Here is a 12,469-nt window from a genome sequence, read left to right on the forward strand (position 1 = left end):
ATTAAGCAGTAGTTACGAATGACTGCTCACTAGAACCTAAAAATGTTCCCCATAATGCGCTTTATCCAATATTTTACTGCAGGACACCAAGGCGTAAAATAAACTACAGTAGTGTTTACTCCTAAAATCAATGCCACTTTAGCTATCAAATCGACAAGATTCGAATGAAGAAAAGGAAGTAGGTATACCCCTAATAAGGTAAGTCCGAAGAGCAGTATCATTTTGATAAAATTCCAATCGAAAGGCAATAGCTGCATTTTTAAATAAATAAAGTAGGTTTTTGCCGAGTTAAAAAGTGCGAGTGAGAACAACGAAGCATAAGCTACACCCAAGATGCCTAGATCCGTTTGTGTCAGCAAAACAAGGTTTAAGACTACATTTAAAACCATCAAAGATAAGATTGAAACAAGATTGAATCGATAATGTTTGGAATAAGAGATGATTTCAGTATTAAATCCGGTCGACATATTGATTACGACATTTAATCCCAACAAGATTATAACCGGTATAGAAGGTGCCAAATTATCATAGGTAGGCATCATCTTAAACAGAGATTCTATACCTACCACTATACATGAATATAGTATGGCAGCAATAAAAAACAGGGTTTTTGAAACCTCTTTATACTTCGCATTCAATTCTTGCCATTGCTCCTTTTTAATAAAATCTGAAATAACAGGTGCATATAGGGCAAAAACCCCTGTAGCGGGAATCGATAAAGCTGAAGCCAAGGTAACTCCAATATTATAGGTTCCATTGGCCTCAAACGAAATAAAGCTCGGAATCATTAAGGAATCCACTCTAAAAGCAAAAAAAGCACCAAAACTGCCTGCAAAAGCATATAAACTATAGGAATAATATTGCCGTTTGCTTACCTCCGCAAATAAGTCATGGAAGTGTCTATGGACTTTAAAAGCATAGTTTTTATATACATAATACCCAATCAAAAGCATGATACACCCGAATGAAAACACATACATCCATAAAGCCGTATTTAAAGCAAGCCCTTGATACATCACCAAAAGAAACAAAAGTGGTAAGGTGATTTTAGGAATGATTTTTTCGTATAAAGTTGGTACAGCTAGTTTTTGTAAGTTGGTTGCTTGCCTGCGAAACAATTCTATATAGGCCATAAAAATAGCCAATACAAAAGCCATCCAAATGTAGTCCATAGGTTCGGACCACGAAAAAGGAGCACTGAGTAACAACAATACAAACAGGAGTATAGCCAATTTAAAAATAGAAACTAAACTAAAACCAAACAATTTCTGTTGTAACTTGGCGTTGAGGCTGGGATAAAAATTAATTAACGCGTGAGTACTTCCCAAAACCAGTATAGGAAACATGATTTGTGTACAGGCTTCTACATAACGTATGATGCCCAACATCTCTTTGTTTCTTGGATAAATCAAGATGGTAGAAACAATTCCAATCAAGACACCTACGTAATTAATTACAGTAAAGAGAACGGCTTGTTTGGTGGAAATTTTTTTGCCCATTGATTTATAATAAAATAAATACAAATATACTTTCTAAAAACGGTAAACGACTATTTTTTTTAACTTTGTCCATTCAACTTTTCTATAAAACTATATGTACGAACAGACTTACCCAACCAAACGATTCCAAATCACTTTGAACTTTATAGAAAAACACCTTTCCAAGTCGGACAGGATTCTAGACTTAGGCGTTGATAATCCGTTATCTCAATTGATGAGATCAAAGGGATTTGACGTTAAAAACACACAAGGCGAGGATTTGGACAACGATTTTTCGGCTCTAAGTCAACAGGAGTACACTGTTTTAACCGCTTTTGAAATATTTGAGCATTTACTCAATCCCTATACCGTTCTAAAAAACGCTAAAGCTGAAAAGATTATTTTATCGGTACCCTTACGCCTCTGGTTTAGTCGGGCATACCAAAGCAAAACCGACTTAAGAGACCGCCACTATCACGAATTTGAGAGCTGGCAATTTGACTGGTTATTAGAAAAATCGGGCTATCGAATTCTAGATCGTAAACAATGGGCTCATCCCGTTGGCAAATTGGGGTTTCGCCCCATATTACGTCTGTTTACGCCCCGTTACTATATGGTATATGCCGAAAAAATAAGATAATGAATTATAGTATTATCATTCCAGCCTATAACGAAGAAGCTTTTATCGGGCGTACCCTACAATCTTTGGTAGAGCAAACTCGACAAGCCGAACAAATTGTTGTAGTTGACGACAATTCTACCGACCAAACCGCCACTGTCGTTAGCACTTACCAAAGTCAATACCCCCATATTAAGCTGGTTTATAAGCAATCCGACAATATACATTTACCGGGGAGCAAAGTAATCCAAGCTTTTCAAACAGGCTTTAATCAATTGGATGCTTCGTATGATGTTATTGTGAAACTTGATGCCGATTTAATTTTACCTACAGACTATTTCGAACAAGTGATGACCACCTTTGAAGATAATCCCAAAGTCGGTATGGTTGGCGGTTTTGCTTATATCGAAAAAAACGGGAAATGGATTCTGGAAAACCTGACCGATCCAGACCACATTCGAGGAGCTTTTAAAGCCTATCGCAAATCCTTGTTTGTGCAGATGGGAGGTTTAAAACCCGCAATGGGATGGGATACGGTTGACGAACTGTTGTGCCGCTTTTATCAGTGGGAAATAGTAACTCTCCCGGAATTGAAAGTCAAACACTTAAAACCCACTGGTGCTTTATATAACAAGACAGCCCGCTACAAACAAGGTGAGGCATTTTACAGCCTGCAATACGGCATAGCGATAACCCTTATAGCCGCATTAAAACTAGCCATCAAAAAAAAGCGCCCTTTGCTCTTTTTTGACTATATTCAAGGTTATTATCAAGCCAAAAAGCAAGGCATAAGCTTTTTAGTTACCGATGAGCAAGGTCGATATATTAGAAACTATCGTTGGAAAAAGATAAAATCCAAATTAATATAAGTCATTTTTTTAGTTCAGTATACAGAAACTCAATTGTAATTGGTAATTTAGCCATTATTTTTAAATATATGATTCGACAGATATTAACTCAAATAGGGAAATACTTCATTATGCTAAAAGAGATTTTTAGCAGGCCTACAAAATGGAGTGTAATGCGCGAATTAATCTTTAAAGAAATCGATGAACTCATCATTGGTTCTTTAGGGATTGTTGCTTTTCTTTCCTTTTTTGTCGGCGGTGTTGTAGCCATACAAACCGCTTTAAACTTAACCAATCCGCTTATTCCAAAATACCTTATCGGTTTTGCAACCAGACAATCGGTTATTTTAGAATTTGCTCCAACCTTTATCTCGATTATCATGGCAGGTAAAATGGGGTCGTTTATTACTTCTACCATTGGAACGATGCGCGTAACCGAACAAATAGATGCCCTTGAAGTTATGGGAATTAACTCCTTAAACTATTTGGTGTTTCCAAAACTCATTGCGCTGTCTTTATACCCTTTTGTTATTGGTATCAGTATGTTTTTAGGAGTATTGGGAGGTTGGGTTGCCGGTGTTGCCGGAGGTTTTGTATCGTCGGATGATTTTATATTGGGTTTGCAAGACGAATTTATTCCTTTCCATATCGTTTATGCTTTTATTAAAACGGCTTTATTTGGTTTCTTATTGGGAACAATTCCTTCCTTTTACGGTTATTATATGAGCGGAGGAGCTTTAGAGGTTGGTAAAGCGAGTACAACGGCCTTCGTGTGGACGAGTGTTGCCATTATTTTAACCAACTATGTATTAACTCAATTACTTTTAAGCAAATGATCGAAGTTCAAGATATTGAAAAATCCTTTGACGGACAAAAAGTTTTAAAGGGAATTAGTACCACATTTGAAACGGGAAAAACCAATCTAATTATAGGTCAAAGTGGATCGGGGAAAACCGTTTTACTCAAAACCTTATTAGGTGTACATATACCTGATGCTGGAAAGATTATTTTTGATGGTCGTACTTATTCTGAATTGACTAAGGACGACAAGAGAACCTTAAGAACTGAAATCGGAATGGTTTTTCAAGGAAGTGCTCTCTTTGATTCGATGACTGTTGAAGAAAATATCGCTTTTCCCCTACGTATGTTTACCAATAAAACTACTAAGGAAATCATGATGAGAGCTAATGAAGTAATTGACCGTGTCAATTTAGACGGTGCAAATAAAAAATTACCCTCTGAGATTTCCGGAGGAATGCAAAAACGTGTAGCCATTGCAAGAGCGATTGTAAATAACCCTAAATATCTGTTTTGCGATGAACCCAATTCAGGACTTGACCCCAAAACAGCCATCGTAATTGATAATCTAATCCAGGAAATTACGCACGAATACCAGATTACTACGGTAATCAACACCCATGATATGAACTCCGTCTTAGAGATTGGTGAAAACATTGTCTTTTTAAAGGATGGCGTATTGGCTTGGAGCGGTAATCATAAAGAAATTTTAAAAACCGAAAATGAAGACATCATTGACTTTGTGTATTCATCAGAGCTTTTTAAGGAAATCCGAAGAGTCAGCTTACAAATGGTTTCTAATAAATAATTAATAATAAACGACTTAGATATAAATAAAAAGTGTATTTTTATTGCTGTTAGTTTTAATTCTTAAAATAGTTTAGAAGAGAGTACCTTACAACAAGGTACTCTTTTTTTTATACTGCTTTTATAAAACACCTCTAATTCCCATTTTTAGAGGTCGATTCTCTACTAAATCGCGATACTGATGAAAAATCTACTGGTATTTTTCTTGTTTACCGTTTGCTCATCGCTCTTTTCACAAAGTAGGGAAATACAATATCACGCCTTAAGCGAATCCTATTTTGTGTTTTCTTCGTATAAAAACATAAAGAGAAGTGATTTATTAATCAATGGTATGTATGTCGTTACCAACGAAGGAATTATGGTCGTAAACTCACTAGGAAACAGTGCTGATTTCGAAACGTTTTATCAATACGTCACTACAAAACATCAAAAACCCATAACCCATTTTATCACAACAACCAGTGATATTGAAGGAATAAATATGATTGATTTTTTTAAATCTAAAGGTGTTAAAACCTACTCTACTAGAGAAACAGACCAAATTAGTAAGGCTAAAGGATTGAGTAGAGCCGCTTACTTTATAGACAAAGAAACCTCATTTCGATTCGGCAATGAAATTTTTAAACTATATTATCCAGGCCCTGGAGCAAGCAAAAGTAATTTTGTTATTTGGTTCCCTCATATTAACACATTATATGCGGGCTGTTTTCTACAAGGAAGCGGCACTCAAAGGCTTTTTCATTTAGCTGATGCAGATGTTAGTGCTTGGAAGGGGTCTTTATTAGCGCTTAAGGATCACTATCCCTCTCCCAAGCACATCATTGTAACCCACGGTCATTACCAAGCATCAGACGCCTATAATAACACCTTACAATTACTCCGTAAGTAGCCCGAAAGAAGGGGGCAAAAAAAAACCTCTAATCGAGGTTCTTTTATTCTTTATTGCGGGGAAACAACTGTTCGGTTTTCGATAGTATTTTTTTGATGTCTTGTTCCTTTTTCTTAGGATAAATCAACAACACATCCTTTTTATCTACTACGATATAATCGTGAAGACCGTCGATTACTACTAATTTATCCGTCTCCGTTCTCACGATGTTGTTGGTGGCATTGTCCATCACTACACGAGCATTGATAATGGCATTATCGCCGGCATCTTTTGGAAGTTTCTCATAGAGTGAGCCCCAAGTCCCCAAATCGTTCCAATCAAAGGTTGCTGGTAACACAAAGACATTGGATGCGTTTTCCATGATGGCGTAATCAATAGAAATATTTTCGGCTTTCGAATAATTCGCTATTATAAAATCTTGTTCTTGATCGGTATTGTAAAAATCCTTACCCGCTTCAAAAAGCTGCATCATTTCGGGTTGAAAGCTGCTAAAAGCTTCTAAAATTGCAGATACACTCCAGATAAAAATACCGGAATTCCAAAGAAAGTGTCGGCTTTGAATAAATTTACGCGCGGTAACATAGTCTGGTTTTTCTCTAAATTGAACAACCTTTTTTACTTGACTACTATCCAATTTATCAAATTCGATATATCCGTAACCTGTATTAGGAAAAGTAGGTAAAATACCGAGAGTCATCAATACATTGTCTTTTTCACAAATATCAAAAGTACGTTGCAAATTGGCTACAAATTGCACCTCATCTTCGATCCAGTGATCACTTGGAGCTACCAACATCACCGCATTGGGATTTATAGCCTTTATTTTCATGGCGGCATACAAAATACACGGAGCTGTGTTGCGCATATCGGGCTCTAAAATCACTTGATTTTGATCGACCTCAGGCAATTGTTCCATGACAATGTCTTTGTAAGCTTTGTTGGTTAAAATCAGTATATTCTCTTTGGGAATCAATTGAGATAACCTAGAAAATGTCTTTTGAATTAAGGTTTCGCCAGTGCCAAGCATATCGTGAAACTGCTTTGGAAATTCTGGTGTACTCACTGGCCAAAAACGAGATCCTACACCCCCCGCCATTACCACAGCATAATAATTACTGCTCATATTTTTATCTTTTATTTTGAACATAGGCCGAAAGTAGTTCCACTTCCGCATTGGGCTTGAATGTATACATTCTCCCTGAACTGACTTCCAGACATTCAAAGCGTTTTACACGCAAGGGTCCTCTTTTAAAAATTTTTCCGTTTGCAATTTTGAAATGACTTCCGAGTGGTACTTCATAAATAAAGAAGACTTCGGTTCTATTTTCATCGTATTGTTTTAGAGCAATAGACAAAGCAGCATCTGTATCACTACTTGCCGAAGGGTTTCTAAAATGTTTTGCCAACAAGGGTAGCAATTGTACCGGATATATCTCTGGACGTATAAAAGGCACCATCAATCGTTGAAAAGTCATCTTCCATTCTATACCGTGAGGTCGAATGTTGGTACCACATTCTTCTATGGCTACCAAATGTGCTATTTCATGAATTAATGTCATCAAAAAACGGTATTTATTTAAACTCGCATTTACCGTAATTTGATGTTGTCCACTTATGCTTTTCCGATAATCGCCATGTCTCGTAGCCCTTTCATTGACAATTTTCAAATGAACTTGATGTGTTTTTATCAATTCAAATGCGGGAACCAAAGCGTTTTCCGGTAAATAAGGTGCTAGAACCTTTTCCACGTATACTCTTTTTATGGAGTTGTACTTGAGGCTTGAAGTACTTTTCCGTTAAAATATTTATTTCCATTTTGTGAAAATTCCACAATATATTCTGCCATTTCAACTGGTTCCACTGGTGCTAAATAACCTGGAAATGCTTCATCCAACATCTCTGTTTGAACAGCTCCTAAAGCAATTACATTAAATGAAATACCCAATTCTTTATATTCTTCTGCCAACAATTCTGACAAAGTAATTACAGCACCTTTACTAGAACTGTAAGCGGCTAATCCCGGAAATTTCATACTGCCTTGAATTCCTCCCATACTGCTTATAGTAACGACATGGCTACCATTGTTTAAATACGGCAAACAAATTTGAATAATGGAAGCTACTGCAAATACATTTACTTTGTAAATATATTCAAATTCTGTAGCGCTAATGTCTTCAAAAGATTTATTTATAATCGCACCAGCATTATTTACTAAGATATCGACATGAGTCCAACTCTTTTTTATAAAATCGCTTACTTTGTTCAATTCGACTGCATTAGTAATATCTACCGATAAACAATGAATATTAGCGACTCCTGCTAATGCACTAGGTATTTTTCTCGAAACAGCCAATACTTGGTGCCCCTGAGCAGCAAATTGTAAGGCCATCTCCAGACCAATTCCCCTACTCGTACCCGTTATAATTACATTTTTCATTCCTTCTAATTTAGTTTAATTTCTTGCGAACTCCGTTCTAAATAATTTATTTATAACGCTCGCATTACTTTATATTTAAAAGCCACTAGGCTTTTTTTAATTTAAAATTGCTTTTAAAGGTCAATCTAAAAATAATATAGAAATAATTTATCGTAAAAAAACACAAAAACCCGTTTATTCCAAAACGGGTTTTTGAATATATACATTTTTTATTATGCCAACATCGTTACCGGGTTTTCGATAAAACTGCGCAAGGTTTGCAAAAACTGTGCTCCTGTTGCACCGTCTACAGTTCTATGATCACAAGCTAAGGTCACTGTCATGGTATTTCCAACAACAATTTGACCGCTTTTCACCACGGGTTTTTCTACAATTGCTCCTACAGATAATATAGCCGAATTGGGTTGGTTAATAATGGAAGTGAATTCCTTAATTCCAAACATCCCTAGATTGGAAACCGTAAAGGTACTTCCATCCATTTCTGCAGGTTGTAATTTTTTAGATTTCGCTTTAGCAGCTAATTCTCTTACAGCTGTTCCAATTTGAGTTAAGCTCAACAAATCTGTAAAAGCTAAAACCGGTACAACTAAACCATCTTCTACTGCTACTGCTACACCAATATTAACATGGTGATTGATTACCGTAACATCTTCTTTCCACTGAGAATTCACTTGAGGGTGTTTTTTCAGAGCCATAGCACATGCCTTAACTACCATATCATTGAAAGAAACCTTAGTATCGGGCAGGCTATTGATTACCGCACGAGATGCTATTGCTTGATCCATGTCAATTTCGATGGTTAAATAATAGTGAGGTGCTGTAAATTTAGATTCTCCTAAACGACGAGCAATGGTTTTTCTCATCGAAGAGTTTTTAATTTCCTCTCTATCAATTACTCCTGCTGGCGCGAAAGCTTTTACCGGAGTAGCCGATTTGGCTTCCGCAGTTGGAGCTGTTGTCGCTTTAGCAACCGGTGTAAAGTTTTCAATATCTTTTCTAACAATTCTTCCGCTTTCGCCAGATCCCTTTACATCGTAAAGTGAAATCCCCTTGTCTTTAGCAATTTTTCTAGCCAAAGGCGAAGCAAAAATCCTAGCTCCTTCGTGGTTTTCAACTTCTTGAACCTTATTTTCAACTGCTTGCTTTTTATCTTCTGCAACGGTTTCTTTTGGCGCTTCCACTACAGCGGTCTTACCACCGTTTGCAAGAACGGCATTTACATCCGTTCCTTCTGGACCGATAATAGCTAAAACACTATCCACTGCGGCCGATTCGCCCTCTTGAATGCCAACATAAAGCAAAATACCCGATTGAAAAGATTCAAATTCCATGGTTGCCTTATCGGTTTCAATTTCAGCCAATATATCGCCTTCCTCTACCTTGTCGCCTACTTTTTTTATCCAAGTTGCTACCGTACCGTCCGTCATGGTATCACTTAAACGAGGCATGGTTACTATCGTAACTCCCTTAGGTAAAGCAGCTGCACTTGTTGTTGTAGTTGCCTTAACCGTTTCCGTCGTTTCTGTTGTTTCTGCCTTCACGGCTTCCACTACTTCTTCAACTTTAGCACTTGCAGTTCCACCGTTTATCAATGCAGAAATATCTTCTCCTTCTTTTCCAATAATGGCTAAAAGGGAGTCAACCGGAGCCGATTCACCTTCTTGAAGTCCGATATACAATAAAGTTCCTGAATGGAATGATTCAAATTCCATGGTTGCCTTATCGGTTTCAATTTCCGCTAGGATATCTCCTTCTGAAATCTTATCACCTACTTTCTTTAACCACGTTGCTACAACACCATCTGTCATGGTATCGCTCAAACGCGGCATTGTAATTACTTCTGCCATATCAATTATAGTTTATGAGGTAAAAAAGGATAATTCTCTTGTTCGTAAACAACATCGTACATCACATTTTTATCTGGGTAAGGAGAATCTTCTGCGAATTTTTCACATTCGGCAACTAAATCTTTAACTCTTTGATCGATTACTTCTATTTCTGAAGTTGTTGCGTAGTTGTTCTCCAATATAACATCCAATACTTGTGTAATCGGATCTATTTTTTTGTACTCTTCTACTTCTTCTTTAGAACGGTAATTTTGTGCATCAGACATAGAGTGCCCTCTATAACGGTATGTTTTCATTTCCAAAAATGTAGGTCCATCACCACGACGAGCTCTTTCAATAGCTTCATACATGGCTTCGGCCACTTTTACTGGATTCATTCCATCTACTGGTCCACATGGCATTTCGTAACCCAATCCCAATTTCCAGATATCGGTATGATTTGCCGTTCTCTCTACCGAAGTTCCCATGGCATATCCATTGTTTTCCACAATAAAAACTACGGGTAATTTCCACAACATAGCCATATTAAAAGCTTCATGTAAGGAACCTTGTCGCGCAGCACCATCTCCAAAATAGGTCATGGTAACGCCACCTGTATTAAAATATTTATCTGCAAAAGCCAAACCTGCACCTACTGGAATTTGTGCTCCAACGATACCGTGACCTCCGTAAAAATTATGCTCTTTTGAAAAAATATGCATCGATCCACCCAAACCTTGAGAGGTTCCCGTAGCCTTACCCAACAATTCTGCCATAATACGCTTAGGGTCAACCCCCAAACCTATCGGTTGAACATGGTTTCTATATGCTGTAATCATCTTGTCTGTCGATGAATTCATCGCATGTAAAGCTCCAGCTAATACCGCCTCTTGTCCATTATATAAATGTAGAAAACCTCTAACTTTTTGTTGAATGTATAAAGCCGCTAGTTTATCTTCAAACTTTCTCCAAAACAGCATGTCTTCATACCACTTTAGATAAACTTCTTTCGTAATTTCTTTCATATATAGATAATATTTTTTTTAAACGGTTCCACAATCTTACCTCCTTTTCATTTTTGTTGGTAAACAACAAGCGAATTTGTATTAGCAATCTCGTAAAACTATTCTTTATCTTGGCGGAATATACCGCTTTTAATACGGGTTTTCTTCATTCACAATTTTCGTGAAGTAGCAAAAATAGTATATCCCTTTTAGATGGGAAAATTTATTTAGATGATTTTATGAATCTCCAAGCGATGTTATGTTATTTTATCGATTATAACCTAATCCTTACCCAAACATCTGTCTCTATACTGCGAATCAATTAAAAACATTTGCAAACTACACCCTATTGGTTTAGCGCCCTATAGCGGAATACGTAAAACCTATTTTCTCTAATAGTTCTTTGTTCAATACATTTCTTCCATCAAAAACAAATGCTGGTTTTTGCATTTTTTGATAGATTAATTCCCAATCATAAGTATTAAATTCTTCCCACTCCGTTAATATAGCGATGGCATGTACGTCTTCACAGGCTTGATAAGCTGACGTATGAACCTTCACCAACACTTCATTTTCAACTTCGGTTCTACTATTTAAATAATTTAAATCGGTATATACTTGTTGAGCCGTTACCTTGGGGTCATAAACCTGAATTAAGGCTTGTTCATTTAAAAGGTAATCTGCCACATAAATGGCTGCCGATTCTCTAGTGTCGTTAGTATCTTTTTTAAAAGCCCAACCGAGAAATGCAATTTTTTTATCCGAAACCGTATTGTACAGCGTTTTCACTATGCGATGCGCAAAACGTTCGCGCTGATGATTATTCATCAATATCACTTGTTCCCAATAGTCTGCAACCTGATGAAGCCCATAGGTTTTAGCGATATACACCAAATTCAATATGTCTTTTTGAAAGCAAGACCCACCAAAACCGACAGAAGCTTTTAAAAACTCTGAACCAATTCTACTGTCCATTCCAATGGCTTTGGCTACTTCAGTAACATTAGCTCCTGTTTGCTCACAAAGCTCTGAAATGGCATTAATTGACGATACTCTTTGGGCTAAAAAGGCATTAGCTGTCAGTTTTGACAATTCGGAGGACCAAACATTAGTGGTCAATATTTTTTCTTTAGGAACCCATCGGGAATAAATATCAACTAAAGCTTGAACCGCTTCGAGTCCTTTAGCCGTTTCCTCTCCTCCTATCAATACGCGATCGGGATTAAAAAGATCCATTACCGCAGTTCCTTCTGCTAAAAATTCTGGGTTTGATAAAATTTGAAACTGAACAGGATTTCCCGTATTATCTAAAATATTTTTAATAGCTGTAGCCGTCCGCACGGGTAAGGTTGATTTTTCTACTACAATTTTATCGGTAGTAGCTACTCGAGCAATTTGACGAGCGCAAAGTTCTATATATTTTAAATCCGAAGCCATACCTTTTCCCAATCCGTATGTCTTTGTAGGCGTATTTACCGAAATAAATATCATATCCGCTTGTTCAATCGCCAAGTCCACATCAGTCGAAAAAAACAAATTTCTCCCACGAGCTTCACGAATTACTTCGCTAAGTCCAGGTTCATAAATTGGCAATTGATTCAAATCGTCACTGTTCCATGCTGCAATCCTTGATGCATTTACATCAACAACTGTAATTTTAATATCCGGACATTTCTGAGCAATAACCGACATGGTTGGTCCGCCCACATAACCCGCACCAATACAACATATATTTTGAATCTTCATTTATAAGTATTCCTTTA

At 36.9% G+C, this 12,469-nt stretch carries 12 protein-coding genes; 5 read left to right on the forward strand and 7 right to left on the reverse strand.

The window, feature by feature from the left end:
• Positions 1–29: 29 nt before the first annotated feature.
• Complete coding sequence (locus tag KO524_RS00655; protein ID WP_219288173.1) at positions 30–1,499, reverse strand: lipopolysaccharide biosynthesis protein; 1,470 nt, start codon at positions 1,497–1,499, stop codon at positions 30–32.
• A gap of 94 nt (positions 1,500–1,593) precedes the next feature.
• Between KO524_RS00655 and KO524_RS00660 the strand changes: the two genes are divergently transcribed.
• The 5 genes from KO524_RS00660 to KO524_RS00680 all read left to right on the forward strand — a co-directional run bounded on the left by KO524_RS00660 (position 1,594) and on the right by KO524_RS00680 (position 5,439).
• On the forward strand, positions 1,594–2,118 hold the full coding sequence (locus KO524_RS00660; protein WP_219288175.1) for a class I SAM-dependent methyltransferase: 525 nt from the start codon (positions 1,594–1,596) through the stop codon (positions 2,116–2,118).
• Entirely contained in the window at positions 2,118–2,966 is an 849-nt protein-coding gene (locus KO524_RS00665) for a glycosyltransferase family 2 protein (RefSeq protein ID WP_219288177.1), read from the forward strand. The genes KO524_RS00660 and KO524_RS00665 overlap by 1 nt, the downstream gene beginning before the upstream one ends.
• Before the next feature lie 68 nt (positions 2,967–3,034).
• Complete coding sequence (locus KO524_RS00670; RefSeq protein WP_219288179.1) at positions 3,035–3,781, forward strand: ABC transporter permease; 747 nt, start codon at positions 3,035–3,037, stop codon at positions 3,779–3,781.
• Positions 3,778–4,551, forward strand: coding sequence for an ABC transporter ATP-binding protein (locus KO524_RS00675; RefSeq protein ID WP_219288181.1), 774 nt, complete (start codon positions 3,778–3,780; stop codon positions 4,549–4,551). The genes KO524_RS00670 and KO524_RS00675 overlap by 4 nt, the downstream gene beginning before the upstream one ends.
• Positions 4,552–4,731: 180 nt before the next feature.
• Entirely contained in the window at positions 4,732–5,439 is a 708-nt protein-coding gene (locus tag KO524_RS00680) for a hypothetical protein (protein ID WP_219288183.1), read from the forward strand.
• A gap of 43 nt (positions 5,440–5,482) precedes the next feature.
• Here KO524_RS00680 and KO524_RS00685 read toward each other — a convergent pair whose 3' ends face one another.
• The 6 genes from KO524_RS00685 to KO524_RS00710 all read right to left on the reverse strand — a co-directional run bounded on the left by KO524_RS00685 (position 5,483) and on the right by KO524_RS00710 (position 12,452).
• Entirely contained in the window at positions 5,483–6,562 is a 1,080-nt protein-coding gene (locus KO524_RS00685) for a mannose-1-phosphate guanylyltransferase (protein WP_219288185.1), read from the reverse strand.
• Positions 6,563–6,566: 4 nt separating this feature from the next.
• Entirely contained in the window at positions 6,567–7,187 is a 621-nt protein-coding gene (locus KO524_RS00690) for a SprT-like domain-containing protein (protein WP_219288187.1), read from the reverse strand.
• A gap of 11 nt (positions 7,188–7,198) precedes the next feature.
• Entirely contained in the window at positions 7,199–7,876 is a 678-nt protein-coding gene (locus KO524_RS00695) for an SDR family oxidoreductase (RefSeq protein ID WP_219288189.1), read from the reverse strand.
• 212 nt (positions 7,877–8,088) lie between these two features.
• Positions 8,089–9,723 carry a 2-oxo acid dehydrogenase subunit E2 gene (locus KO524_RS00700; RefSeq protein WP_219288191.1) on the reverse strand — a complete coding sequence of 545 codons (1,635 nt, stop codon included), beginning with the start codon at positions 9,721–9,723 and terminating at the stop codon, positions 8,089–8,091.
• A 5-nt stretch (positions 9,724–9,728) separates the two neighbouring features.
• Complete coding sequence (pdhA, locus tag KO524_RS00705; RefSeq protein ID WP_219288193.1) at positions 9,729–10,727, reverse strand: pyruvate dehydrogenase (acetyl-transferring) E1 component subunit alpha; 999 nt, start codon at positions 10,725–10,727, stop codon at positions 9,729–9,731.
• 333 nt (positions 10,728–11,060) lie between these two features.
• Complete coding sequence (locus tag KO524_RS00710) at positions 11,061–12,452, reverse strand: nucleotide sugar dehydrogenase (RefSeq protein ID WP_219288195.1); 1,392 nt, start codon at positions 12,450–12,452, stop codon at positions 11,061–11,063.
• Positions 12,453–12,469 lie beyond the last annotated feature (17 nt).

Origin of the sequence: Flavobacterium sp. NKUCC04_CG, from assembly GCF_019345525.1 — a bacterium.
In the GTDB taxonomy this organism is placed as follows: Bacteria; Bacteroidota; Bacteroidia; order Flavobacteriales; family Flavobacteriaceae; genus Flavobacterium.

Bases quoted from the DNA above. Each gene is read 5' to 3' on its own strand.
- KO524_RS00655 (WP_219288173.1), bottom strand. From the start codon at position 1,499: ATGGGCAAAAAAATTTCCACCAAACAAGCCGTTCTCTTTACTGTAATT.
- KO524_RS00660 (WP_219288175.1), top strand. From the start codon at position 1,594: ATGTACGAACAGACTTACCCAACCAAACGATTCCAAATCACTTTGAAC.
- KO524_RS00665 (WP_219288177.1), top strand. From the start codon at position 2,118: ATGAATTATAGTATTATCATTCCAGCCTATAACGAAGAAGCTTTTATC.
- KO524_RS00670 (WP_219288179.1), top strand. From the start codon at position 3,035: ATGATTCGACAGATATTAACTCAAATAGGGAAATACTTCATTATGCTA.
- KO524_RS00675 (WP_219288181.1), top strand. From the start codon at position 3,778: ATGATCGAAGTTCAAGATATTGAAAAATCCTTTGACGGACAAAAAGTT.
- KO524_RS00680 (WP_219288183.1), top strand. From the start codon at position 4,732: ATGAAAAATCTACTGGTATTTTTCTTGTTTACCGTTTGCTCATCGCTC.
- KO524_RS00685 (WP_219288185.1), bottom strand. From the start codon at position 6,562: ATGAGCAGTAATTATTATGCTGTGGTAATGGCGGGGGGTGTAGGATCT.
- KO524_RS00695 (WP_219288189.1), bottom strand. From the start codon at position 7,876: ATGAAAAATGTAATTATAACGGGTACGAGTAGGGGAATTGGTCTGGAG.
- KO524_RS00700 (WP_219288191.1), bottom strand. From the start codon at position 9,723: ATGGCAGAAGTAATTACAATGCCGCGTTTGAGCGATACCATGACAGAT.
- pdhA (WP_219288193.1), bottom strand. From the start codon at position 10,727: ATGAAAGAAATTACGAAAGAAGTTTATCTAAAGTGGTATGAAGACATG.
- KO524_RS00710 (WP_219288195.1), bottom strand. From the start codon at position 12,452: ATGAAGATTCAAAATATATGTTGTATTGGTGCGGGTTATGTGGGCGGA.